We start from the raw sequence: 24,973 nt of genomic DNA, 5'->3' as shown, positions 1-24,973 counted from the left end.
TCTCCCTCGGATGGTGGTGAAAATCAAATCGCCCAACGGATGCCAAAAATCGGCGTCAAATCGCCGCCCCGCGCACGGTCTATATGCGCAGGCCGCTCTGGTTTCTGTAGCACGCGGTCCAGGATGCGCTTTTCGATGCGGGCGAACTCCGGGTCGCCATGCCAGCGCGGCCGGGCCAGGGCGATGTTTTCGTCCAGCGCGATGCGGCCGTCTTCGATCAGGATCACCCGGTCGGCCAGGGCCACGGCTTCCTGCACGTCGTGCGTCACCAGCAAGGCGGTAAAGCCCTGGTCCTGCCACAGGCCTTCGACCAGGCGGTGCATCTCGATGCGGGTCAGCGCATCCAGCGCGCCCAGCGGTTCGTCGAGCAGCAGCAGGCGCGGGTTGCGCACCAGGGCGCGGGCCAGGGCCACGCGCTGGCGCTGGCCGCCGGACAGCTTGGCCGGCCAGTCGTTCTTGCGGTCCGCCAGTCCGACCTGGGCCAGCACTTTTTCGCCCTGCTCGCGTGCCGATTTCGGCAGGCCGATCAGCACGTTGTCGATCACCTTGTGCCAGGGCAGCAGGCGCGCATCCTGGAACATGATGCGGGTGTCGGCGCGGATGCCTTGCACCGGCTCGGCATCCAGCTGCAGGCTGCCGCCGGTGGCCGATTCCAGACCCGCCACCAGGCGCAGCAAGGTGCTCTTGCCGCAGCCGCTGCGGCCGACGATGGCGACGAACTGGCCGGGCTCGATCGTCAGCTGGGTGTTGTGCAGCACCTGGCGTTCGCCATAGCGTTTGCTTAAATGTTGCAGCTGCAGGCGCACGCCGTTCTTGGGTTGTTCAGACATGGTGGCCCTCAGTTCGTGTTGGCTTGGTATCCAGGGTGCCAGCGCAGGAAGAAGCGCTCCAGGCCGCGGGCGAACACGTCGGCCAGCTTGCCCAGCAAGGCGTAGAGCAGGATGCCGACCAGCACGATGTCGGTCTGCAGGAACTCGCGGGCGTTCATCGTCAGGTAGCCGATGCCGGCCTGGGCCGAGATGGTTTCGGCCACGATCAAGATCACCCACATCAAGCCCAAACTGAAGCGCAGGCCCACCAGGATGCTGGACAGCGCGCCCGGCAAGATGATGTCGCGGTACAGCTGCCAGCGCGTCAGGCCGTAGCTGCGGCCCATCTCGATCAGCGCCGGGTCCACATTGCGGATGCCGTGGAAGGTGTTCAGGTAGATCGGGAAGAACACCGACACCGAGATCAGAAACAGCTTGGCCGTTTCGTCAATGCCGAACCACAGAATCACCAGCGGAATCAGCGACAGCGCGGGGATGTTGCGCACCATCTGCAGGCTAGAGTCGAACAGGGTTTCGAAGAACTTCACCGAGCCCGTCAGCAGGCCCAGCAGCAGGCCCAGGCCGCCGCCCATGGCCAGGCCGGACAGAGCGCGCCAGGCGCTCACGCCCACGTGCTTGGCCAGCTCGCCGGAGGCCGCCAGGGTCCAGGCGGCCTTGAACACATCGAAGGGTGCGGGCAGGATGCGGGTCGCCAGCCAGCCGACGCTGGAGGCGATCTGCCAGACCACGATCAGCACGATGGGCAGCAACCAGGGCAGCAGGCCCTGGCCTACGCTGGCCGCAAATGCTTTGAAAGGGAAACGCGACTCGGCTGCAGCCGGAGCATCTTCGGCCGTGTGGGGAAACGGCGTGACCTGCAGCTCATGCTCGTATGTACGGGGGCCGCTCATACCGTGCTCGCCTGGGATGCGTCGGGTTCCAGAAACTCCAGCTGGTTGCCCGCCGGGTCCTTGACGTAGAAGCGCAGGTAGCCGACCAGCGGGCGGCTTTCTTCCAGCGCCACGTCGGCCGACAGCAGGCGGTTGCGCAAGGTCGGCAGGCCTTGCACTTCAAACGCCAGGTGGCTGGGGATGGGGTTGGGTTGCCAGTTGTCGGTAGGCACCAGGTCGATGCGCTGGTGGCCGGCAACAAAGCGCAGCGGCGCATGGGTGTCCACGGGCTCGCCGTAGTTGAATTCGGTCAGGCCGATCAGCTGGTTGTAGAAGCGCCGGATCTGCGCCTCGTCGCCTGCGCGGAACGCCAGCTGCGCGTGGTGGATGGAATGGATGTTCATGGGTTTTCTTCCTTTTCAGCTTTGCGAAGCTTTGGGTAGATAGCTGTTGCCGACCACTTCACCAAACGGCCCGGTCAACTGCTGGCCGGGCAGCTTGAGCTTGTCTTGCACGCTGCGCGGCAGCAGCGGGAACACCAGCTCGGCGAAGCGGTAGGCTTCTTCCAGATGCGGGTAGCCGGACAGCACAAAGGTGTCCAGGCCCAGGTCCGCATATTCCTGCATGCGCGCGGCCACGGTCTGCGGGTCGCCGACCAGGGCCGTGCCGGCCCCGCCGCGCACCAGGCCAACGCCGGCCCACAGGTTGGGGCTGATTTCCAAATCGGCGCGCGTGCGCTTCTTGCCACCCGCATGCAGCGCAGCCATGCGGCGCTGGCCTTGCGAATCCATGCGCGCAAACGCAGCCTGGGCGCGGACCACGGTGTCGTCGTCGAGCTTGCTGATCAGGCTGTCGGCCGCGGCCCAGGCCTCGGCATCGGTCTCGCGCACGATGACGTGCAGGCGGATGCCGAACTTCACCGTGCGGCCGTGCTTGGCGGCACGCGCCCGCACATCGGCGACCTTCTTGGCCACCTCGGCCGGCGGTTCGCCCCAGGTCAGGTAGGTGTCGACCTGCTCGGCTGCCAGGTCGTGCGCCGCGTCGGACGATCCGCCGAAATACACCGGCGGATACGGTTTTTGCAGCGGTGGATAGAGCAGCTTGGCGCCGTTCACGCTGAGGTGCTGGCCCTCAAAATCAAAGCTCTCGCCGTCATGGCTGCGCGCCAGGATCTCGCGCCAGATGCGGATGAACTCGGCCGACTGCTCGTAGCGCTGCGCGTGGTCCAGGTACACGCCGTCGCCCTCCAGCTCGGTCTGGTCGCCACCGGTCACCAGGTTGATCAGCAGACGCCCGCCGGACAGGCGGTCAAAGGTGGCGGCCATGCGCGCGGCCAGGCTGGGCTGGTGCAGGCCGGGGCGCACAGCCACCAGGAACTTCAGGCGCTGGGTGACCGGCAGCAACGCCGATGCCACCACCCAGGGGTCTTCGCAGGAGCGGCCGGTGGGGATCAGCACGCCCTCGTAGCCCATGCTGTCGGCCGCCTGCGCGACCTGCTTCAGGTAGTCGAAATTGACCTCGCGCGCACCCTCGCTGGTGCCCAGGTAGCGGCTGTCGCCATGGGTAGGGATGAACCAGAAAACTTGCATTGCAAACAACTCCAAAAATCGTGGACGTGAAAGTTAGCGGCGGGCATCGGCCCGGTGGTTGCCACGGGTGGCCACGCAACGCAGATGGCGAACCGGTGCCACGCCCCAGGGGCGAAACAAGCCATTTGCTACCAATTTAGTAGCTACCAGCGCAGGTAATTGTTGCGCTGGAGGGCTGAAAAGCCCCCAACTCACTGCCGTGGTCACCAGCAGGCGCAGCGCATGCTGCTGTGTGTCTGCGACGGGGCTGCGGGTCGCCACGGCCCGCACCTCAGGCCGCACCGGCCAGGGCGGCGTCCAGAATGTTGATCTTCTTGGGCAGCAGCTTCAGTTCAAAGAAGGTGTCGGCAATCTGCTGTTGCTCGGCCAGGATGGCCTTGGTGATGGGCACCGTGCCATAAGCCGTGCGGTTGACCGCCACCTCGACCACGCTGCGCTCCAGACCCAGCACAGCCGCGTACTCGGTGGCCGCGTCGGCGCGCTGGCTACCCGCCCATTTCTCGATGGCGCCGACCTCTTCCACCGCAATGCGCAGGATGTCGGCGTTCTTGTCGGCATAGCTGCGCGAAGTGAAGTAGTAGCCGCGGTTGTTGACCACGCCGGTGGCATCGGCCAGCAGGCGGGCGTCCAGGGTTTTCTGGGCCGAGGCCAGGAACGGGTCCCAGATCACCCAGGCATCGACCGAGCCCTGCGCGAAGGCGGCACGCGCATCGGCCGGCGGCAGGTGTGCGTGCTGCACATCGCTGTAAGCCAGGCCGTTTTTCTCCAGCAGCTTGGCCAGAAAGAACTGCACGTTCGAGCCCTTGTTGTAGGCAATCTTCTTGCCCTTCAGGTCGCTGACCTTCTGGATCGCCGAGCCCTTGGGCACGATCAGCGCTTCGCTGGTGGGGCGCGGCACGGTGGCAGCCGCATAGACCAGCGGCGCACCGGCGGCCTGGGCGAAGATGGGCGGGGCTTCGCCCACGTCACCAAAGTCGATGGCGCCGACGTTCAGCGCTTCCAGCTGCACCGGGCCGGCGTTAAATTCGGTCCAGGTCACGTTCACGCCCAGCGGGGCCAGGCGCTTTTCCAGCGTGCCACGGGCTTTCAAAAAGCTCAGCACGCCTTTCTGGTTGCCAATGCGCAGGGTGCGCGGCGCCTGGCCAAAGGCCTGGAAGGCGGGCACGGCGAGAGCTGCAGCGGCCAGTAGCTGGCGGCGGGAAATCGAGTTCAATGGATGCATTTGGAAGTCCTTGGACACTGCGCAGGCAAAGCTCTGCCCTGCCGCTGCGCAGCATGAAAAAATGGAAGGAAGAAAAAGAAGGCCGGTGGCGTTAAACGCTACATCGCACCAGCGAGAAATGCACAGGCGCAAAAGCGGTGCTCGCGGGGATGGCCGGCTTGCCCCAGCCCTGCGCTACCGGCAGCAGATCAACCGCGCGGTACAGGCGCTGCGCCAGGTCGGCATCCAGCTGGTGCGCATCGGGCGGCAGCAGCACGACCTGGCCGTCGATGGCAAACACCCCGGGCAGGATGTGGTCAGCCGACAGGGCTTGCAGCACCGGCCGCAGCGCGTAGTCGAGCGCCAGCATGTGGTGCGGGCTGCCGCCGGTGGCCAGCGGCAACACGGTTTTGCCTTTGAAGGCGGTTTGCGGCAGCAGGTCCAGAAACAGCTTCAACACGCCGCTGTAGGCGGCCTTGTAGATCGGCGTGGCCACCACAATCGCCCGGGCCCGCGCCACCTTGGCCACGGCCTGCGCAATGCTGGGGTGGGCCACATCGGCCAGCACCAGGGCCTGGGGCGACAGGTCGCGGATCAGCACCCGCTCGACCAGCGCGCCACGCGCCTCCAGGTGCTGCTGCGTGGCATCCAGCAAAGCGGCAGAACGCGAGCGCTCGGACGGACTGCCAGCAATTAAGAGGATGGACATTCAAAGACTCCCTGGTGCATTTTTATATGTGTCTACATCTGCTCCAGCCCAACGCCCGGCCCTTCTGAGGGGCACAGTGCGGTGTGGGCTGGGCGGGACAATTACTTCTTGCTGTAGATTTGGTCGAACACACCACCTTCGGCGAAATGGGTCTTCTGCGCCTTGGTCCAGCCACCGAACAGCTCGTCGATGGTGAACAGGTTCACCGTGCCGAACTGCTTGGCGTATTTGGCCTGTGCGGCTTTGTCGCGCGGGCGGTAGAAGTTCTTGCCGGCCAGGTCCTGGCCCACCGGGCTGTACAGGTACTGCAGATAGGCTTCGGCAATCTTGCGGGTACCGCGTTTGTCGACCACCTTGTCGACCACGCTCACTGGTGGCTCGGCCAGGATGGACAGGCTGGGGGTGACGATCTCGAACTTGTCCTTGCCGAATTCCTGCAGGGCCAGATAAGCCTCGTTCTCCCAGGCGATCAGCACGTCGCCCTGGCCACGCTCGGTAAAGCTGGTGGTGGCACCGCGGGCACCGGAGTCCAGCGTAACGGCATTGCTGTACAAGGCTTTCACGAAGTCACGTGCATGGGCTTCGTCGGCGCCATTCTTCTTGACGGCAAAGCCCCAAGCGGCCAGGTAGTTCCAGCGCGCACCGCCCGATGTCTTGGGGTTGGGTGTGACGATGCCGACGCCGGGACGCACCAGGTCGCTCCAGTCGCTGATCTTCTTGGGGTTGCCCTTACGCACCAGGAACACGATGGTGCTGGTGTAGGGCGAAGCGTTTTGCGGCAGGCGTTTTTGCCAGTCGGCGGGGATTAGCTTGCCGAACTCGTTCAGCGCGTCCACGTCGTAGGCCAGGGCCAGCGTGACCACGTCGGCTTCCAGGCCGTCGATCACCGAGCGAGCCTGCTTGCCAGAGCCGCCGTGCGATTGCTTGATGCTGACTTCCTGCTTGTTCTTGGCCAGCCAGTCCTTGGCGAAGGCGGCATTGAAGTCCTTGTAAAACTCGCGGGTCGGGTCGTACGACACGTTAAGCAGTGTCACAGGTGCGGGAGCCTGGGCGTGGGCGGAAAGACCTGCGGCGGAGACAGCAAATACAGCGAGGGCTTGAGAAAGACGGCGGCGGGTCAACATAGGTAGTAGGTAGTCCAGAAAGGTGATGGGATGGATTCTGGAAGCGAACTGTCAAAACTGGAACGAATGAATTTTTGGTTGTTTATTACTTAAACATCTCAAGTCACTCACATCCGCCGCAAGCCAGCGATTTTAAAAATGTGCGGCCAATACCGGACATAGTTGGCAGGCGCTGCGCTCCTCCCGATTGCAGTTTGGTGGCAGAGGACTACATTCATTTACATGTCGGTGCCGGGGCGGATCACCCCCAGCGAACAAAGCGCCAGTGTTTCAACAACGTGGCGCCACCGACGCCATATTCACGCCGGCACAGCCATCCGTGCCAGCTTCACCAGCCGGGTAAATCTCCTTGTAACCGGGGAATTTACAAAAAACTTGGTGAAGTTCATTACAAATCAAGCACTTACGCTAGTTCGACGGCTTGACTTATGGGGCCGCAGTCTCTAACCTTCGCCCGATGCATAAATGGTTCGTTGTTTTATCTCTTGTATGCGCAACTGCACACGCAGCCCCGCAGCCCGGTTCCAACGATGAAATGGACAAGTTACTGGCCGAAAAAGGCCTGCTGACCCACACCATTGACCAGTTCCAACAGGTACGCCAAAACGTCAGCAACCGGGCATCCGACCTGGTAGTGAATGCCATGGGCTTCCTGGGCGTGCCCTACAAGCGCGGTGGCAATTCCGAAGACACCGGTTTCGACTGCAGTGGATTTGTGCGCGCCACGTTTGAAAAAACCATTGGCCTGGTCCTGCCACGCCGCGCCAATGAGCAAGCTGCCGCCACCGACCACATCGATAAAAACGACTTGCGCCCTGGCGATCTGGTGTTCTTCAACACCATGAAGCGCGCCTTCAGCCACGTCGGCATCTACGTGGGCGACGGCAAATTCATCCACGCGCCCCGCTCTGGCGCTTCGGTCCGCGTAGAAGACATGCGTGCAGCCTACTGGCAACGCCGCTTTGACGGCGCGCGCCGCGTAGCCCCCACCGACGACGTTGCGGACAAGCCCTAAGCCCATACCATTCGTTGCTGCGATTAACCCGCAGCAGGCAACGGGCTTTGCGGAAATACCTCGGGCCGATATGCTGCAGCACGATTTGCGTAGCGCTTGAAAAGCCGGCCCAAGCCGCCCACCCGGCGCTGCATAGATCCCCCTCAATCCATTTGGAGACCCGCCATGCAGCGTAAAACCGCCCAAGATTTCGACCAAGAACTCCTGATCCTGTTTGACGCCTACGTGCACGGCGCGCTGGACCGGCGCGGATTCCTGGAGCGGGCCCAGAAATTCGCTGTCGGTGGCGTCACCGCCACCATGCTGCTGGGCGCGCTGAGCCCCAACTTCGCGGCCGCCCAGCAGGTTGCCCCCACCGATCCGCGCATCAAGACCGAAACCCTGTCCTACCCATCTCCGAATGGCTCTGGCAGCGTCAAGGGCTATCTAGCCCGCCCGGCCAATGCCACCGGCCCCCTGCCTGCCATTCTGGTGGTGCATGAAAACCGCGGCTTGAACCCGCATATCGAAGACATTGCCCGCCGCCTGGCGCTGGACAACTTCGTGGCCTTCGCCCCGGATGCGCTGAGCCCACTGGGCGGCTACCCCGGCGATGAAGACAAAGCCCGCGAACTATTCGCCAAGCTCGACCAAACCAAAACTACGGAAGACTTTGTCGCTGCCGCCAACTTCCTCAAAGCCCGGCCGGAAGTGACGGGCAAGATTGGCGTGGTTGGCTTCTGCTATGGCGGCGGCGTAGCCCACATGCTCTCGACCCGCCTGCCCGACCTGGGTGCGGCAGTGCCGTTCTACGGCAACCAACCCGCCCCCACGGAGGCGGCCAAGGTCAAAGCCCCGTTGCTGGTGCACTTTGCCGAAGTAGATGAACGTATCAACGCCGCCTGGCCCGGCTACGAAGCCGCACTCAAGGCCGCTGGCGTGCGCTACACGGCCTACAAGTACCCCGCCACGCAGCATGGCTTCAACAACGACACCACGCCCCGCTTCGACGCTGCAGCGGCCAAGCTGGCCTGGGACCGCACGCTGGCATTCTTCAACCAGAACCTGCGCGGCTGAAGCGCAGACGTAGCCTCGACCGGCTAGCCTGGCTTGACCGCACGGTACAAAGCCCGTACGAAGTCAGACTGGGTGATGATGCCGGTGAGGCGCTTTTCATCGTCAATGATGGGAATGTGGTGGTGACCGCCTTCCGAGAAAAGCGGTACCAGTTCAATCGCGTGCCGCGACTCGCTCGCCACGCGGACTTGGCGGGTCATGATCTGCCCCACCACCTCCGGCCGCTCCGAATGGGATGATCCGATCGGCCGAACGAACGCCCGCAAACGCCCGACGATCCCCTGGTGGTCCTGCAGGTCCAGTTGCTGCATGAAGTCGGCCACCGTGACGATACCGACAATGCGTCGAGCCCGATCGACCACCGGCAAAGCCTTGATGCGCCGGGCCTGCAGCAGAGCCCATGCCTCGTTCAGCGGGGTGCCAAACTCCACCGTCAAGGGCGCACGCGACATGATGTCGGCGCAGCGCAGCTCACCCAGATTGCGCTGGTAGGCGGCCAGCTCGGCGTACTGCAGCAGCTGTTCCAGATCATCCCGGCTGACGTCGAGCACCTGGTTGTAGTGCGCCATTGCCACGTCCAGATCGGCGGCAGTAAACCGTGCCGCAGGCTGCGGCGCCGTGGTCGCATGCTGGGCATGCGGATAGCGGCGGCCGGTCAGACTGTTGTAGAGCACACCCGCCAATACCAGCAGCACCGAATTGAACAAAACCGGAGAAACAGCAAAATGGAAACTGGTGGTATGGCCCAGCACCATCAGCAGCGCCGTAGCGCCGCCGGGTGGATGCAGGCAACGCAGGCCAAACATCAACGCAATGGCCAAGCCCACCGCCAGTGCCGCGGCCCACACCGGATCTGGCACAAGCACCGCACAGGCTATGCCAACCAAGGCGGAAAGCGTATTGCCGCCGACCACCGCCCAAGGCTGGGCGAGTGGACTCCCCGGCACCGCGAATACCAGTACCGCGCTGGCACCCATGGGAGCCACCAACCACAGCCCAGCACCGGCGGCCCCCACCCACCAACGGCTGACCAGAGCCGTCAACAGAATGCCGATCAACGCGCCCGCAACAGCCCGCCAACGCTCAACCGCCCCGACCCGTACTGGAGCCGGCCAAAAACGGGTGAAGAAGTCACGGGTTCGCACATACGCAGTTGCGTTTTCCATAGCAGCATCCCACAGGTAGCGGACTGGATCGCCCAAGAAAAAAGCCTCTAAGAACTAAATTCTTAGAGGCTTTCTAATTTGTAATGGTCGGTGTGAAAGGATTCGAACCTTCGACCCCTTGCACCCCATGCAAGTGCGCTACCAGGCTGCGCCACACACCGATCAAGCCTTGAATTATAGCCTGGGCTTAGAGCACTTCTGACAGCAGATCACGAATTTCGAATAATTCTCTGCGCACGGATTGCAGATGCACAGAAGCCGCATCATCAGAGTCCAGCACCACCACGTCTTCCAGACGGTCGAAAGACAAATCGTCGTCGCCAATCGACTCCATGCCATCCAGCAGCACCTCGCCATTGCGCCGCTTGTCGCGCTCGCCTTGCACCAGCTCTTGCAGCTTGTTACGGGCGCCGCTGATGGTGAAGCCCTGGTCGTACAGCAGATCGCGGATGCGGCGAATCATCAGCACCTCGTGGTGCTGGTAATAGCGGCGATTACCGCGCCGCTTCATCGGGCGCAGCTGGGTGAATTCCTGCTCCCAGTACCGCAAGACGTGCGGCTTGACGCCACACAGCTCGGCTACTTCACCAATGGTGAAGTAGCGCTTGGCGGGAATATAGGGCAGGGAATTTCCCATGAGAATCAATGAGGTTTGAAGTAATGCGACAGCAACCCATGAGGTTACCGTATGTGGCCTGTGGACGGAAAATTACTTCATCGCATCGGAGTCTGTGTCACGATAAATTTCATCCTGATGCATGAAATTTGCGGCACCCCGTGCAACGTCCACCAGGCCATTCAGCCTTGGATCTGCTCTTTCAGCTTGTGGCTGGCGTGGAAGGTCACGACACGGCGCGCCTCGATAGGAATCGCTTCGCCGGTACGTGGATTGCGCCCCGGCCGCGGCGCCTTGACACGGATCTGGAAATTACCGAAGCCCGAGATTTTGACGTCCGTGCCCTCCACCAGACTGGTGCTCACCAGGTCGAAAAATGCATCCACCATGTCCTTGGACTCACGCTTGTTCAAGCCGATTTGCTCGAACAGCAAATCGGCAAGTTGCGCCTTGGTCAAGGCCGGGGTTTCCAGGCTTTCCACCGCAATTTCCACGGCTTTCTCCAGTGTGTCGTATGAAGTCAAGGCGTTACTCTCAGGCACGTAAACGGGCACCGCATTGCGCAACCAGTTGCGCCAGCACGGCTTGCACCGAAGCTTCGATCTGCGACTCGGTCAGCGTGGCCTCTGCGCTGTTCAACGTTAAGCGCAATGCCACGCTCTTCTCGCCCTGCGCCAAGCCACCAGCCGCCACAGGTTGGGCTTCCGCGCCTTTGGGCGTGGGCTTGGGGCGGTAGATGTCGAACACCAGGGTGTCGCGCAGCAAACCATGGGTTACCGCAGCTTGCGCAGCCGCCAGCAAGGCCGCATGCGTCACAGCCTCGGCCACGATCACAGCAATATCGCGCTCGACGGCCTGGAACTTGGCTACCGGCGCGAACACCGGTACGGGGCGTTGTAGCACTGCGTCCAAATCCAACTCGAACAGCATCGGCGCTTGCGCCAGCTCATAGCCTTGGCGCCACTGGGGATGCAATTCGCCAATAAAACCAATCGCCTGTCCATTGACCAGCACCCGGGCGCAACGGCCGGGGTGCAGAGCCGGATGTTCGGCAGGCTCGAACTGGGCCTGCAGCGGCGCCAGCAGCGCCTCCACATCGCCCTTCATGTCGAAGAAGTCGGCGCCTTGCTCGCTACGGCCCCATTGCAGGCGGTCGGCCGCACCAAAGCTGATGCCGGCAACACGCATGGGTTGGTGGAAGCCAGCGACGGTGGTGTCGGAGTTCACCGCATTGGCATCGCGCAGGAACACGCGGCCCAGCTCGAAGACACGCACCCGGCTGGCCTTGCGGTCCAGGTTGAATTTCAAAACCTGTAGCAAGGAACCCATGAGGGACGAGCGCATCACACTCATTTGGCTTGCAATCGGATTCAGCAGCTGGATAGGATTGGGGTTGCCCGCCAACTCCTTCTCCCAGCGCTCTTCGACGAAGCTGAAGTTGATGGTTTCCTGGTAGCCCAGGCCGGCCAGCGCACGGCGCACGGCAAATGGACTGCGCTGCGATTCGGTACGGATCTTGGCGGTAATCGGTGCCAGCGGCGGCGTGGTCGGCAGCTGGTTGTAGCCCACCATGCGCACCACTTCCTCGATCAGGTCTTCTTCGATGGTCAGGTCGAAACGGTAGGACGGCGGCGTCACGGTCAGTACGCCATCGCCCTCCACCACCGGCAGCCCCAGGCGCTTCAATGCATCGGCGCACTGGGCTTGGGTCAGCGGCATGCCGATCACCTTGGCGGCACGCGCCACGCGCAGGGTAACGGGCTGGGCTTGGGGCAGATTCACCTGCACATCGTCCATCGGTCCGGCTTCGCCGCCGCAGATATCCAGAATCAACTGGGTAATGCGCTCCAGGTGTTCCACCGTCTGGCTGGCATCGACACCGCGCTCAAAACGGTGGCCTGCGTCGGTGGAGAAGTTGTAGCGGCGCGAGCGGCCTGCAATCGATTTGGGCCACCAGAAAGCGGCTTCGGCATAGATGTTGACCGTATCGTCCGACACGGCTGTCGCGTCGCCGCCCATGATGCCGGCCAGCGATTCAACCTGCCGGTCGTCGGCAATCACGCCGACTTTTTCGTCGACGGTGACAGTATTACCATTCAGCAGCTTGAGTTGCTCACCGGGCTGGCCCCAGCGCACGTCGAGTCCACCGTGGATTTTGTCCAGATCGAAAATGTGCGAGGGCCGCCCCAGCTCGAACATCACGTAGTTCGAGATGTCGACCAAGGCCGTCACGCTGCGCTGGCCGCAACGCGCCAGACGGTCCACCATCCACTGCGGGGTTTGGGCTTTGGGATTCACCTTGCGCACGATGCGGCCGGAGAAACGGCCACACAGATCGGGTGCGCTGATCTTCACCGGCAGGCGGTCGGCATTCTTTGCGGCAACCGCAGGAAACTCAGGCTGCAGTAGTGGCGCACCGGTCAATGCGGCAACTTCACGTGCCACGCCATACACGCTCAGGCAATGCGCCAAATTCGGCGTGAGCTTGAGGGTGAACAAGGTGTCGTCCAGCGCCAGGTGCTCGCGGATGTTCTGGCCCAGCGGCGCATCGGCCGACAGCTCCAGCAGGCCGCCATGGTCCTCGGACAGCTTGAGTTCGCGCGCCGAGCACAGCATGCCCTGGCTTTCCACGCTACGCAGCTTGCCGACCTTGATCAGGAAGGGTTTTCCGTCTTCGCCGGGCGGCAACTCTGCGCCCACCGTGGCACAGGGCACGCGGATGCCGACGCGGGCATTCGGGGCGCCGCAGACGATATTCAGCAGTTCGGCCTGGCCTACATCGACGGTGCAGACGCGCAGGCGATCGGCATTCGGATGCTGCTCAGCGGTCTTGATTTCGCCCACAACGATGCCGGTAAACGGTGGCGCGACCGGCTTCAGTTCTTCGACTTCCAGCCCGGCCATGGTCAGGGTTTCGGCCAGTTGCTCGGTGGTCAGGTCGGGGTTGCAGAAGGCGCGCAACCAGGATTCAGGAAATTGCATGGTCTAGTTCTGCTGAAGGTTTATTGAAACTGGCTGAGGAAGCGGATATCGCCATCAAAGAACAGTCGCAAGTCGTTCACACCATAGCGCAGCATGGTCAGACGGTCGGGGCCCATGCCGAAGGCAAAGCCGATGTATTTCTCGGGGTCCAGGCCCATATTGCGCACCACGTTAGGGTGCACCTGGCCGGAGCCGGCCACTTCCAGCCAACGGCCGGACAGCGGGCCGCTCTGGAACTGGATGTCGATCTCGGCGCTGGGCTCGGTGAACGGGAAGAAGCTCGGGCGGAAGCGCAGCACCAGGTCGTCCGACTCGAAGAAGGTGCGGCAAAAGTCGGTGAAGACCACTTTCAGGTCTTTGAAGCTAACGTTCTCGCCGATCCACAGGCCTTCGCACTGGTGGAACATCGGCGAATGCGTGGCGTCGCTGTCGACGCGGTAGGTGCGGCCGGGCGCAATCACGCGGATCTCTGGCATGACCTGGCCGGCGTCGATGGCGGCGCGGTGTTTCTTCACATGAGTGACCGCATGGCGGATCTGCATGGGGCTGGTGTGGGTGCGCAGCAGATTCGGCGCGGTGGCAGTGCCGCCTTCCACATAGAAGGTGTCGTGCATGGAGCGCGCTGGATGGTCTTCTGGCGTATTCAGCGCGGTGAAATTAAACCAGTCAGATTCGATCTCGGGACCCTGGGCGACTTCAAATCCCATCGAGCCGAAGATGGCCTCGATACGTTCCAGGGTTAGCGACACCGGGTGTAGACCGCCCTGCCCGCGCTGGCGGCCTGGCAGGCTGACGTCCAAGGCTTCGGCTTTCAATTGCAGGTCCAGCTCAGCATCGGCCAAGGCTTTGCGGCGCGCCGTCAGAGCGGCTTCGATGGCCTGCTTGGCCAGATTGATGGAGGCGCCGCGTGATTTTTTTTCTTCTACGCTCAGAGCTCCCATGCCCTTCATCAACTCGGTGATGCGGCCGGATTTACCTAAAAACTGGGCCTTGGCATTCTCCAGATCGGCAGGCGTGCTCGCCCCCTGAAAACTGGCTTGTGCGGCACTGACGATTGCGTCCAACTCGTTCATAACATCTCTTGTCTTGAAATGACAAAGGGCTAGTGCTTTTTCAAGCTCTAGCCCTTGTATTACTTGCACAGACCGCTATCCAAAGAATAGCGGCCCAGCGTGGGGAATCAAGCAGCCAGACGGGCCTTGACTTGCTCCACGATGCTGGCAAAAGCCGCCTTGTCGTGCACAGCGATATCGGACAGCACTTTGCGGTCGATCTCGATGGCAGCCTTCTTCAGGCCATTGGCGAACTGGCTGTAGGTCAGACCGCATTCACGCGCAGCGGCGTTGATACGGGCAATCCACAGCTGACGGAACACCCGCTTGCGGGTACGACGGTCACGGTAGGCATATTGCCCAGCCTTCATTACCGCTTCTTTGGCGATGCGGTAAACATTACCGCGGCGACCGCGGAAACCTTTTGCAAGGGCGAGAACTTTTTTGTGGCGGGCGCGAGCCGTTACACCACGTTTGACGCGAGGCATGTATTTACTCCTTGTTCGTCGTTAAATTAAATGCCACGGCCTGGCAGCATCTGTGCCATGTGACCCATATTGGTCTCATGCACGGTTGCAGTACCACGCAATTGGCGTTTATTTTTGGTGGTCTTCTTGGTCAAGATGTGACGTTTGAAGGCGTGACCGCGCTTGACGGTGCCACCTGGACGAACGCGGAACCGTTTCTTGGCCGCGCTCTTGGTCTTCATTTTGGGCATTTAAATGCTCCTTTTCATTGTGCTCGTGAGGCGCTGGGAACCGATCCCAGACTTGTTGGCCCCGAGCCACTTCTTAGTGGCGAGTTTTCACTTGCCACTTTTTAGTGGTCGGCTTGCGCCTTCCACTTTTAAAACAATGGTTTTAGCCACTGTTTTAGGTAGGGAGGATTGAACTCCCCTACCTTGACAAGCCGCAGACCGAAATCTGCAGCTTGAAATTCTTACGATGCCGCTGCTGGCGCAGGTGCTGCTTCTGCAGCAGGCTTACTGGACACCGGCTTTTTCTTGCCCGGCGCGATCATCATGATCATCTGGCGGCCTTCCAGTTTGGGAAACTGCTCGACGATGATCAGATCCTGCAAGTCATTGCGGATGCGCTGCAGCAAGGCCATACCGATTTCCTGGTGGGTGATTTCTCGCCCCCGAAAACGCAAAGTGATCTTGCACTTGTCGCCATCGGCCAGGAAGCGCTTGATATTGCGCATCTTGATGTTGTAGTCGCCATCATCGGTACCGGGACGGAATTTGATTTCCTTGATCTCGATGACCGTCTGCTTAGACTTCGCGTCCGCCGCTTTCTTCTGTTCCTGGTATTTGAACTTGCCGTAATCCATCAAACGACAGACCGGCGGATTCGCCGTGGCAACAATTTCAACCAAGTCCACATCGTACTCACCCGCCAAGCGCAAAGCTTCCATCAGGCTGACGATGCCCAGGGGCTCGTTTTCAGGACCGGAAAGTCGAACTTCCGGCGCCATGATTTCACGGTTAAGACGGTGTTTGCGTTCTTCGCGGTGACGGCGGTCACGAAATTCAGTAGCGATGGCTCAAATCCTTAAAAATCAGAATGCTATATAAAAAATAGCAACTACCGCAGACAGGGCGTGCACTAAAGCCTTGGTTTACTTAAAAACTACAGTTTTAGCGTAATGTCGCTGGCAATTTTGGACTGGAAGTCCTGTAGCGACATCACACCGAGGTCAATATTGCCCCGGGCGCGCACTGCGACGGACCCAGCTTCTTTTTCCTTGTCGCCTACGACGAGGATATAGGGAAGCTTTTGCATCGAATGCTCGCGTATTTTACGCGTAATTTTTTCGTTGCGCAGATCAAGCTGAACCCTAAGCCCTTGATTCTGCAGCAATTTGGCAATTTCACGACAGTAAGCGTCTTGCGACTCGGTGATATTGAGGATGGAAACCTGTACCGGTGCCAGCCAAGTGGGCAGCGCGCCCGCATGTTGCTCGATCAAAATTCCGATGAAACGCTCGAGGCTGCCGACGATCGCACGGTGCAGCATCACGGGGCGATGGCGGGCACCATCTTCGCCCACATACTCGGCGTCCAGGCGCTCAGGCATGTTCGGATCGACCTGCATGGTGCCGCATTGCCATTCGCGGCCAATGGCGTCTTTCAGCGTGTACTCGATCTTCGGGCCGTAGAAAGCGCCCTCACCGGCAGATATCTGGAAGTCGCAGCCCGAGGCGCGCAGACCCGCCATCAGGGCGTTCTCGGCCTTGTCCCAGCTTTCTTCGGAGCCGATGCGCTTTTCCGGCCGCGTCGCCAGCTTGTAGATGATCTCGGTGAAACCAAAATCCTTGTAGACCTTTTGAAGCAAGGTGGTGAAGGCCACGCACTCAGCCTGGATCTGGTCTTCGGTACAGAAGATGTGGCCGTCGTCCTGGGTGAAGCCACGCACACGCATGATGCCGTGCAGACCGCCCGAGGGCTCGTTGCGGTGGCACTGGCCGAACTCGCCAAAGCGCAGCGGCAGGTCGCGGTAGCTCTTGATGCCTTGCTTGAAGATCAGGATGTGACCCGGGCAGTTCATCGGCTTGAGCGCGTATTCGCGCTTTTCCGACTCGGTCGTAAACATGTTTTCGCGGTACTTGTCCCAGTGGCCGGTCTTCTCCCACAGCGTCTTGTCGATCACCTGCGGACCCTTGACTTCCTGGTAACCGTTGTCCTGGTAGACCTTGCGCATGTACTGCTCGACGCCCTGCCATACCGTCCAGCCCTTGGGGTGCCAGAACACCAGGCCCGGCGCATGGTCGTCAATGTGGAACAGGTCCAGCTCGCGGCCCAGCTTGCGGTGGTCGCGCTTCTCGGCTTCTTCCAGCTGCGTCAGATAGTTTTGCAGCTCGTCCTTGGTAGCCCAGGCCGTGCCGTAGACGCGTTGCAGCATTTCGTTGTTGTGGTCGCCGCGCCAGTAAGCGCCGGCCAGCTTCATCAGCTTGAAGTGCTTGAGCTTGCCGGTGCTGGGCACGTGGGGGCCGCGGCACAGATCTTCGAACGCGCCTTCGCGGTACAGCGATACGTCTTCGTTCGCCGGAATGCTGGCAATGATCTCGGCCTTGTAGTTCTCGCCAATACCTTTGAAGTAGGCCACGGCCTCGTCGCGTGGCAGCACGCGGCGGGTCACGGGCTCGTCCTTGGCGGCCAACGCGGTCATCTTCTTCTCGATGGCCAGAAGATCCTCGGGCGTGAACGGGCGCTTGTACGAGAAGTCGTAGAAGAAACCGTTTTCGATCACCGGGCCAATCGTCACCTGGGCTTCGGGGAACAGCTCCTTCACCGCATAGGCCAACAAGTGGGCGGTGGAATGGCGGATCACGTCCAGGCCTTCGGCGTCCTTGGCAGTGATGATGGCCAGCGGGCTGTCGGCGGTGATCTGGTAGCTGGTGTCCACCACGGTGTCGTTGATCTTGCCGGCCAGCGCAGCCTTGGCCAAGCCGCTGCCGATGGAGGCAGCTACTTCGGCGACGGTGACCGGGCCGGGGAATTCGCGGATGGAGCCATCGGGGAGCGTGATGTGGATCATGGTGTGTGGTTTTTTACAGCGGTATGCCGGGACTGCAGAAAGCAAAAAGCGCGGTACGAAGACCGCGCTTGCTCACAATTTAATAGCTAGATGCACTCAAGGTGCGCGGACTACGACCTGATAGTGCTTGAAAACAAGGAGGTAGTAGTTCGCGGTGTCATAACCTGGAGTGCCTTTCTAGCTCTTGTAAAAGGAATCGGACCCTGATTTTAACCACGGATCAGTGTGCACCGGCAGCGGCTTCTGCCGCCGCCGCACCTGCCGCTTGCGGCCGACGGGTAATCCAGACCAGCGGAATCAGCATCAGGAACAGAATCGACGAGGCAAAGAACACATCGTTGGCCGCCAGCGTGGCCGCCTGCTGGCCGACCAGCTGGTTCACCTGGGCCAGCGCCTGCTCGGGCGACATGCCTGCATTCGCCAGGCCCGCCAAAGTGCTGTTGGCCGCCTGGCTGCCGTGGTTCACGTATTCAGACAGCTGCGCATGGTGCAAGGCCGTGCGGTTTTCCCACACCGTGGTGACCAGCGAGGTACCGAAGGCACCGGCGGTAATCCGCACAAAGTTGGTCAGGCCCGAGGCCGCGGGAATGCGGTCCGGCGTCAAGCCGCTCAGCGTGAGAATGCTCAGCGGGATGAAGAAGAAGGCCATGGCCACGCCCTGGATCAGCGTCGGCACCATCAGCGTGGCTTCATCGGCCTGCACATTGAAGTGCGAGCGCATCCACAGCACCAAGGCGAACACGATGAAGGCAAAGCTGGCAAAGCGCCGCGGGTCCACCTTGGCCACGTTCTTGCCGACGATGGGCGACAGCACGATGGCCAGCAGCCCCACCGGCGCCAGGATGAAGCCGGCCTGGGTGGCGGTATAGCCCATGTACTGCTGCAGCCACAGCGGCAGCAGCACCACGTTGCCGAAGAACAGGCCATAGCCCACCGATGTGGCCAGCGTGCCGGCCCAGAAATTGCGCCGGGCAAACAGGCTCAGGTCGATCACCGGGTGCTTGTCGGTCAGCTCCCAGGCCAGGAAGAACAGAAAGCCGACCAGCGCAACCGCAGCCAGTATCTGCACCTCGGTGGAATGGAACCAGTCGAGCTCCTTGCCCTTGTCCAGCATGATCTGCAAGGCGCCGACCCAGACCACCAGCAGGCCCAGGCCTACGCCATCAATCGGCAGTTGCTTGGTTGGCGACTCGCGCTTGCGGTACAGGCTCCAGGCCGCACCGGCGGCCAAGATACCGACCGGGATGTTGATGTAGAAAATCCACGGCCAGGAGATGTTGTCGGTGATCCAGCCGCCCAGCAGCGGCCCCATCACCGGCGCCACCAAGGTGGTCATGGCCCACATCGCCATCGCGGTGCCGGCCAGCGCCTTGGGGTAGCTGGACAGCAACAGCGCCTGCGACAGCGGAATCATCGGCCCGGCCACAAAGCCCTGCAGGATGCGGAAGGCGATCAGCGAAGTCATGTTCGGCGCCAGGCCGCACAGCCACGAGGCCAGCACGAACAGCAGGATGCTGATAACGAACAAGCGCACCTGGCCGAAGCGCTGCGACAACCAGCCGGTCAAGGGCACGGAGATCGCATTCGCCACGGCAAAGCTGGTGATGACCCAGGTGCCCTGGTTCGGGCTCACGCCCAAGTCCCCGGCGATGGCCGACAAGGACACGTTGGCAATCGAGGTGTCCAGCACGTTCATGAACGTGGCGGTGGACAAGGCGATGGTGCCCCACATGCGGGCCGAACCCTCGAGCGGGGGCGGCGGAACGTAAGTGAAGGAAGAAGACATCGGCGTAGACCTGAGGGACGTTGCTTGCTTAGTGCGCCAGGGCCACGGCAGCCGGCGCTGCGGCCAGCGCCGCCGGGGCTTCCACAGCCTTGTCGGCCTTGTTGGGCTTAGCGGCCTTGGCCACATTGGTAACGCCATGGCCGAGGTTGGCGGCGATCACGCGCTGCACTTCGGCATCGGCGGCCTGCTCGTTCGGCACGGCCAGGGTGGTGACAGCGCCGCTGCGCGGTGCATCGGCCAGCATCTTGCCGTCGCGCTGGCGCACGTCGATGGTCGCATCCATGGACAGGCCGACGCGCAGAGGGTTCGCTACCAGCTGGGCCGGGTCGAGGGCGATGCGCACCGGCACGCGCTGCACCACCTTGATCCAGTTGCCGGTGGCGTTCTGCGCGGGCAGCAGCGCAAAGGCGGCGCCGGTACCGACACCCAGGCCGGCGACGGTGCCGGTGTATTCCATCTTCTTGCCGTACAGGTCGGCGGTCAGCTGCACCGGCTGGCCGATGCGGATATTGCGCAGCTGGACTTCCTTGAAGTTGGCATCCACCCACACCTGGTTCAGCGGGATGATGGACATCATCGAGGTGCCGGCGGCGATGCGCTGGCCCAGCTGGATGGTGCGCTTGGCCACATAGCCATCGACCGGTGCCGCGACGGCCGCGCGCTGGCTGGCCAGATAGGCCTCGCGCACCTTGGCGGCGGCGGCTTGCACGCTGGGGTGCTGCTCGACGCTGGTGCCATCGGTCTGGGCCTGGTTGCTGGCCAGTTGCTCCTTGGCCGCCACCACACCGGCCTGGGCCGAGGCGATGCTGGCCTCCACCGTGGACAGACCGCTCTTGGCGGTGGCCAGTTGGGTTTGCGCGTGGCTGAGTTCTTCTTTGGACACCGCGCCATTGCCGCTCAGGGCCTGGCGCCGGCGCAGGTCGTCGGCCGCGCGGTCCACCTCGCTCTGGGCGCGGGCGATGTCGGTTTGCGAGCGCGCCACATCGGCACTGCGCAGCGCCACCTGGGCGGCCAGCGCGCCGTTGTTGGCGTACAAGGTGCGCACCTGGCGCACGGCCTGGGCCAGATTGGCCTCGGCCTGGTCGAGTGCCAACTTAGCGTCGGCCGGGTCCAGCTGCACCAGCGGTTGGCCGGCTTTCACGAAGTCGGTGTCATCGGCCATGATGGCCTGCACGGTGCCGCCGACCTGCGGCGTGATCTGGATCACATTGCCCTGCACGTAGGCGTTGTCGGTGTTCTCGTAATGGCTGGCGATGACGGCGTCGTAGGCGGCCCAGCCCAGGCCGGCCAGCACCACCACGGCGGCGATGGTGATCAGCGACTTCTTGCGCTGGGGGTTGGTGGCGGGAGCAGCGGCGTTAGGGGTGACTGGAGCATTCATGGTGTGTACCTGCTATCAAAAATAGGAGCGATTTATTCAAACTAAATAGGGCTTAGCCGCTGATTCCACCTGCGCGAGCAGCTATGGATTCAGGAGCATTTGCGGTATAGCCACCGCCGAGGGCGCGGATCAGCGCCACCTGGGTATCCAGGGCGCGGGCGGCCAGATCCACCTGCAGGCGGCGCTGGGCCAGCACGGCGGTCTCGGCGCTCAGCACATTCAGGTAGTTGCCCAGGCCAGCACGGTAGCGCTGCACGGCGATCTCGTAGGCGGCTTCGGACGCGGCCTGGGCCTGCTGCTGCTGGGTTTGCTGCAAGGCGATGGACTGCTGCGAAGCCAGCTGGTCGGCCACGTCGCGCACCGCGTCGACCAGGGCGGCGTTGTAGCTCTCCACCGCTGCGTCCAGGTCGGCGGTCTTGCCGCGCAGGCCGGCACGCAGGCGGCCGGCGTCGAAGATCGGCAGATGGATGGCCGGGCCTATGCCCCACTGCTGGCTGTTCGACTGCAGCAGGTTGCCCAGGCCGATGCTGGAGAAGCCGGCAAAGCCCACCAGGTTGATGTTTGGGTAGAACTGCGCCTTGGCGCTGGCCACGTCCTGGCCGGCGGCCTCGATGCGCCAGCGGGCGGCGGCGATGTCGGCGCGGCGGCCCAGCAGATCGGCGGGGATGGCCTGTGCGTTTGCTGCGGTTTTGATAGCTGCCAGCGCAGGTAGCTTGAGCGCATCTGCCACATTCGGCTTGCCTACCAGAGCCGACAAGGCATTGCGTGCCAGGGCGATCTGCTCGTTCAGGGCCTCGACCTGCTGGCGCGCTTCGGGCAGGCTGCCCTCGCTTTGCTTGAGCTCGAGCCGCGTGTCCAGCCCGGCGCTGACGCGGTCTTGCACCAGCTGCAGCAGCTCGCTGCGCTGGGCCAGGGTGCGGTTCGCCAATTGCAGCTGGCCGTCCAGGCGCAGCAGCTGGAAGTAGCTGCGCGCCACCTGGCTGACCAGCAGCACGCGGGCGGCCTGGGTGTCGGCCTGGGCGGCCTTGGCCTGGCCGAGGGCGGCGTCCAGGGCCGCACGGTTCTTGCCGAAGAAGTCCAGCTCCCAGCTGGCGGTCAACTGGGCGGTACCGGTGTCGCGGATCGAGCCGGCCAGGGGCGCGGGCACGGCGCCGGTGGCGGTGTATTTCTGGTGGGTGGCGCTGACGTCGGCGCCGATTTGCGGCAAGGTGGCGGCATCGGCCAGCTCGGTGGCGGCCTGGGCGCGGCGCAGGCGGGCCTGGGCCAGCTTCAGGCTGGGGCTGCCCTCCAGCGCCTGGGCCACCAGTTGGTCCAGCTGCGCGTCCTGGAAGCCATGCCACCATTCGGCGTCGATGCTGGCGACCGGCGCTGCAGCGGCATCCAGGCCCAGCGACGGGGTTTCGCGCAGTGTCGCCTCGGGGCGGATGCCGGAGTAGTTGGCGCAGGCGGTCAATGCGGCCAGCACGGTGGCGGCCAGCGCAAAGCGCGGCACGGAACGCAGTGAGCGCAAAGAGGGGCGAAAAGATTTAGGAGCCATTCTTGTTCTCGTCCAGAAGTTGGTTCTGTTGTTGCAGCTTGTTGGCGTTGTCCAGGATGCGGCGCAGATAGTCTTTGAGGGCCTGCCATTCCTCATAGCTAAAGCCGTCCAGAAAGGCGTTGTGCACACGGCTCAGCACCACCGGCACTTCTTTGGCGGCCTCGCGGCCGGCATCGGTGAGGGCCAGATTGACCACGCGGCGGTCTTCAGACGAGCGCTCGCGCTGGCACAAGCCCTTGGCCTCCAGCCGGTCCAACATACGGGTCATGCCGCCAGCATCCAAGGTGCAGACCCGGGCCAGCTCGGCGACGGTGGACACCTCGCCAGTGGACAGCTTGAACAGCGGCTTCCATTGGGCATTGGTCAAACCGCTGGGTTCAAACTGGCGCTCCAGCTCTTGGTGGAAGGCGGTGACCACCTGGGATATCAGGTGGCCCACGCTGCCGCCGCTGGCGACGTAGCTGTCTGGCGCATAAAAAGCCAGTGTGGTGTCGGGCGCCGGATTGGTGGGTGTGTTCATGGCCCGTATTATTAATTGCCTAGACAATTACTGTCAAGTCTTTGTTTGTTGCATCATTATCTTTCGCTACACTTGCAGACTATGGCCACCTCCACCACCCTCTCCGTGTCTGCCCCCTCCTCTACGGCCAGCGCGCCCGCCAAAGCCTCGCCGCGCGCGCTGTCGGGTCTGCTGCCCTATCTGCGGCCCTACCGCGGGCGCATCGGGCTGGCCATCCTGTTCCTGGTGCTGGCGGCGGGCGCCACGCTGGCGTTTCCGCTGGCGCTGCGGGCGCTGATCGACCAGGGCCTGGTGGCCACCGGTGCCGACGGCAGCATCGACCGCGGTGCCCAGGTGCTGGCGCTGCGCAACCATTTCTTCGAGCTGTTCGCCGTAGCGGCGGCGCTGGGCCTGTTCTCGGCGGCGCGCTTCTATACCGTCAGCTGGCTGGGCGAACGGGTCACGGCCGACATCCGCAACGCCGTCTACGCCCATGTGCTGCGGCAGAGCCCGGAGTTTTTTGAAACCACCCAGACCGGCGAAGTGCTGTCGCGCCTGACGGTGGATACCACCCTGGTGCAAACCGTGGTCGGCTCGTCGCTGAGCATGGGCTTGCGCAATGCGGTGATGGGCATAGGCGCTTTGGGCGTGCTGGTCTGGACCAACCCGGTGGTGATGACCCAGGTGTTTGGCGTGCTGCTTCTGATCGTGCTGCCCAGCGTGTGGTTTGGCCGCCGCGTGCGCAAGCTGTCGCGCGCCAGCCAGGACCGGGTGGCCGACAGCAGCGCCATCGCCGCCGAGGTGCTGAACGCGATTCCGGTAGTGCAGAGCTATACCGCCGAGGCGCGCGAATCGGCGCGCTTCGACGCCTCCACCGCCGCCGCCTTCCAGACGGCCGTGGGCCGCAGCAAGGCGCGCTCGGCGCTGGTGGCCTTCATCATCATCGCCACCTCGGGCGCGCTGCTGTGGGGCCTGTACCAAGGCACGCAGGCGGTACTGCAGGGCACGATCACGGCCGGCCATCTGGGGCAGACCGTGGTCTACGTGATCATCCTCGCCAGCGCCACCGCGGTGCTGGGCGAGGTCTATGGCGACGTGCTGCGCGCGGCGGGCGCCAGCGAGCGGCTGATGGAGCTGCTGGCCACCGAGTCACCTATAAAATCTGCAGCAAATCCGACGCCAGCGTTGATTACACAAGCGGGTAGCGCTATCGTTTTTGAGGACCTCAATTTCAACTACCCGTCGCGGCCTTTGCAGCCGGCACTCGGCCGGTTCAGCCTGGACGTGGCGCCCGGCGAGACGGTAGCCCTGGTGGGTGCCAGCGGCGCGGGCAAGAGCACGGTGTTCCAGCTGCTGCTGCGCTTTTACGACCCGCAGTCGGGCCGCATCCGCATCAATGGCCTGGACACGCGCGACATGGATTTACAGGACCTGCGCCAACACATCGGCATCGTGCCGCAGGACGCGGTGATGTTCTCTACCAGCGCGCTGGAGAACATCCGCTACGGCCGGCCCGACGCGACCGACGCCGAGGTGGTGGCCGCTGCGCAGTCGGCGTTTGCCCACGAATTCATCACCGCCCTGCCCGAGGGCTACAACACCTTTCTGGGCGAGCGTGGCGTGCGCCTCAGCGGCGGCCAGCGCCAGCGCGTGGCGATTGCCCGGGCCATGCTGAAGAACGCCCCGCTGCTGCTGCTGGACGAAGCCACCAGCGCGCTGGACGCCGAGAGCGAGCGCATGGTGCAGGCGGCGCTGGAATCCGCCATGCGTGGCCGCACCACCCTGGTGATCGCCCACCGCCTGGCCACCGTGCAGCAGGCCGACCGCATCGTGGTGCTGGAGCATGGCCACATCGTCGAGCAAGGCACGCATGCGGCGCTGGTGGCCGCCGATGGCGTGTATGCGCGCCTTGCGGCACTGCAATTCACCGTGTAAACCACACGGTCACCGGGCATAGTTTGTGCATAAAATACGGCTCTAGCGCAGTATCTACCAGCGCAGACAGCTATATTTTGAATAGCA

General features: G+C 62.9%; 24 protein-coding genes and 1 tRNA gene. 3 read left to right on the top strand and 22 right to left on the bottom strand.

Annotated features, from left to right (window positions below; translation table 11 throughout):
• Positions 1-23 precede the first annotated feature (23 nt).
• The 8 genes from J2X19_RS05235 to J2X19_RS05200 form a co-directional block, all read right to left on the bottom strand.
• Positions 24-830 carry an ATP-binding cassette domain-containing protein gene (locus tag J2X19_RS05235; protein ID WP_310371254.1) on the bottom strand — a complete coding sequence of 269 codons (807 nt, stop codon included), beginning with the start codon at positions 828-830 and terminating at the stop codon, positions 24-26.
• 8 nt (positions 831-838) lie between these two features.
• On the bottom strand, positions 839-1,720 hold the full coding sequence (gene ssuC / locus J2X19_RS05230) for an aliphatic sulfonate ABC transporter permease SsuC (protein ID WP_310371252.1): 882 nt from the start codon (positions 1,718-1,720) through the stop codon (positions 839-841).
• On the bottom strand, positions 1,717-2,103 hold the full coding sequence (locus J2X19_RS05225) for a VOC family protein (protein WP_116604470.1): 387 nt from the start codon (positions 2,101-2,103) through the stop codon (positions 1,717-1,719). Before J2X19_RS05225 ends, ssuC begins: the two co-directional genes overlap by 4 nt.
• 15 nt (positions 2,104-2,118) lie before the next feature.
• The gene (ssuD, locus tag J2X19_RS05220; RefSeq protein ID WP_310371250.1) at positions 2,119-3,288 is read right to left on the bottom strand and encodes an FMNH2-dependent alkanesulfonate monooxygenase; all 1,170 of its coding nucleotides are present in this window, start codon (positions 3,286-3,288) and stop codon (positions 2,119-2,121) included.
• Between the two features lie 33 nt (positions 3,289-3,321).
• A complete protein-coding gene (locus tag J2X19_RS05215; protein ID WP_310371247.1) occupies positions 3,322-3,549 on the bottom strand; it encodes a hypothetical protein in 228 nt (75 codons plus the stop codon).
• 10 nt (positions 3,550-3,559) lie between these two features.
• Positions 3,560-4,510 carry a sulfonate ABC transporter substrate-binding protein gene (locus tag J2X19_RS05210; protein WP_310371245.1) on the bottom strand — a complete coding sequence of 317 codons (951 nt, stop codon included), beginning with the start codon at positions 4,508-4,510 and terminating at the stop codon, positions 3,560-3,562.
• Positions 4,511-4,601: 91 nt separating this feature from the next.
• On the bottom strand, positions 4,602-5,198 hold the full coding sequence (gene ssuE, locus J2X19_RS05205; RefSeq protein WP_116604473.1) for an NADPH-dependent FMN reductase: 597 nt from the start codon (positions 5,196-5,198) through the stop codon (positions 4,602-4,604).
• A 101-nt stretch (positions 5,199-5,299) separates the two neighbouring features.
• The gene (locus J2X19_RS05200) at positions 5,300-6,322 is read right to left on the bottom strand and encodes a sulfate ABC transporter substrate-binding protein (RefSeq protein ID WP_116604474.1); all 1,023 of its coding nucleotides are present in this window, start codon (positions 6,320-6,322) and stop codon (positions 5,300-5,302) included.
• A 457-nt stretch (positions 6,323-6,779) separates the two neighbouring features.
• Here J2X19_RS05200 and J2X19_RS05195 point away from each other — a divergent pair, with 457 nt between their 5' ends.
• Together J2X19_RS05195 and J2X19_RS05190 are read left to right on the top strand one after the other, a co-directional pair.
• Positions 6,780-7,337 (top strand): C40 family peptidase, encoded by a 558-nt coding sequence (locus J2X19_RS05195; RefSeq protein ID WP_116604475.1) that lies wholly within the window; start codon positions 6,780-6,782, stop codon positions 7,335-7,337.
• 165 nt (positions 7,338-7,502) lie between these two features.
• Positions 7,503-8,393 (top strand): dienelactone hydrolase family protein, encoded by an 891-nt coding sequence (locus tag J2X19_RS05190; RefSeq protein WP_116604476.1) that lies wholly within the window; start codon positions 7,503-7,505, stop codon positions 8,391-8,393.
• A gap of 23 nt (positions 8,394-8,416) precedes the next feature.
• Here the strand turns inward: J2X19_RS05190 and J2X19_RS05185 are convergent, their stop codons facing one another.
• The 14 genes from J2X19_RS05185 to J2X19_RS05120 form a co-directional block, all read right to left on the bottom strand.
• On the bottom strand, positions 8,417-9,559 hold the full coding sequence (locus J2X19_RS05185) for an HPP family protein (protein ID WP_310371240.1): 1,143 nt from the start codon (positions 9,557-9,559) through the stop codon (positions 8,417-8,419).
• An 84-nt stretch (positions 9,560-9,643) separates the two neighbouring features.
• Positions 9,644-9,720: transfer RNA gene (locus J2X19_RS05180), tRNA-Pro, on the bottom strand.
• Positions 9,721-9,746: 26 nt separating this feature from the next.
• Positions 9,747-10,196, bottom strand: coding sequence for a MerR family transcriptional regulator (locus J2X19_RS05175; RefSeq protein WP_310371238.1), 450 nt, complete (start codon positions 10,194-10,196; stop codon positions 9,747-9,749).
• Positions 10,197-10,357: 161 nt separating this feature from the next.
• On the bottom strand, positions 10,358-10,669 hold the full coding sequence (locus tag J2X19_RS05170; RefSeq protein ID WP_176955070.1) for an integration host factor subunit alpha: 312 nt from the start codon (positions 10,667-10,669) through the stop codon (positions 10,358-10,360).
• 40 nt (positions 10,670-10,709) lie between these two features.
• Complete coding sequence (gene pheT, locus J2X19_RS05165) at positions 10,710-13,157, bottom strand: phenylalanine--tRNA ligase subunit beta (RefSeq protein WP_310371236.1); 2,448 nt, start codon at positions 13,155-13,157, stop codon at positions 10,710-10,712.
• Between the two features lie 20 nt (positions 13,158-13,177).
• Positions 13,178-14,230, bottom strand: coding sequence for a phenylalanine--tRNA ligase subunit alpha (gene pheS / locus J2X19_RS05160; RefSeq protein ID WP_116604480.1), 1,053 nt, complete (start codon positions 14,228-14,230; stop codon positions 13,178-13,180).
• A 107-nt stretch (positions 14,231-14,337) separates the two neighbouring features.
• The gene (gene rplT, locus J2X19_RS05155; protein WP_092758774.1) at positions 14,338-14,697 is read right to left on the bottom strand and encodes a 50S ribosomal protein L20; all 360 of its coding nucleotides are present in this window, start codon (positions 14,695-14,697) and stop codon (positions 14,338-14,340) included.
• Positions 14,698-14,723: 26 nt separating this feature from the next.
• Entirely contained in the window at positions 14,724-14,927 is a 204-nt protein-coding gene (gene rpmI / locus J2X19_RS05150) for a 50S ribosomal protein L35 (protein ID WP_092758776.1), read from the bottom strand.
• 221 nt (positions 14,928-15,148) lie between these two features.
• Positions 15,149-15,751: a translation initiation factor IF-3 gene (gene infC, locus J2X19_RS05145; protein WP_116604481.1), complete on the bottom strand. Its 603-nt coding sequence runs from the start codon at positions 15,749-15,751 to the stop codon at positions 15,149-15,151.
• Positions 15,752-15,840: 89 nt separating this feature from the next.
• Positions 15,841-17,748 carry a threonine--tRNA ligase gene (gene thrS / locus J2X19_RS05140; protein WP_310371232.1) on the bottom strand — a complete coding sequence of 636 codons (1,908 nt, stop codon included), beginning with the start codon at positions 17,746-17,748 and terminating at the stop codon, positions 15,841-15,843.
• Between the two features lie 220 nt (positions 17,749-17,968).
• On the bottom strand, positions 17,969-19,534 hold the full coding sequence (locus tag J2X19_RS05135) for a DHA2 family efflux MFS transporter permease subunit (protein WP_310371230.1): 1,566 nt from the start codon (positions 19,532-19,534) through the stop codon (positions 17,969-17,971).
• A 28-nt stretch (positions 19,535-19,562) separates the two neighbouring features.
• On the bottom strand, positions 19,563-20,915 hold the full coding sequence (locus J2X19_RS05130) for an efflux RND transporter periplasmic adaptor subunit (protein ID WP_310371228.1): 1,353 nt from the start codon (positions 20,913-20,915) through the stop codon (positions 19,563-19,565).
• Between the two features lie 52 nt (positions 20,916-20,967).
• Positions 20,968-22,452: an efflux transporter outer membrane subunit gene (locus J2X19_RS05125; RefSeq protein ID WP_310371226.1), complete on the bottom strand. Its 1,485-nt coding sequence runs from the start codon at positions 22,450-22,452 to the stop codon at positions 20,968-20,970.
• Positions 22,442-22,972 (bottom strand): MarR family winged helix-turn-helix transcriptional regulator, encoded by a 531-nt coding sequence (locus tag J2X19_RS05120; protein WP_310371224.1) that lies wholly within the window; start codon positions 22,970-22,972, stop codon positions 22,442-22,444. The genes J2X19_RS05125 and J2X19_RS05120 overlap by 11 nt, the downstream gene beginning before the upstream one ends.
• An 81-nt stretch (positions 22,973-23,053) precedes the next feature.
• On the opposite strand from J2X19_RS05120, the gene J2X19_RS05115 reads away from it, so the two are divergent.
• The gene (locus J2X19_RS05115; protein ID WP_310371222.1) at positions 23,054-24,886 is read left to right on the top strand and encodes an ABC transporter transmembrane domain-containing protein; all 1,833 of its coding nucleotides are present in this window, start codon (positions 23,054-23,056) and stop codon (positions 24,884-24,886) included.
• Positions 24,887-24,973: the final 87 nt, after the last annotated feature.

The organism is Rhodoferax ferrireducens (genome assembly GCF_031458075.1).
Classification (GTDB): Bacteria; Pseudomonadota; Gammaproteobacteria; order Burkholderiales; family Burkholderiaceae_C; genus Rhodoferax_B; species Rhodoferax_B ferrireducens_A.
Note: the sequence above shows the minus strand (reverse complement) of the source record. Positions and strands in the feature narration are given on the sequence as shown.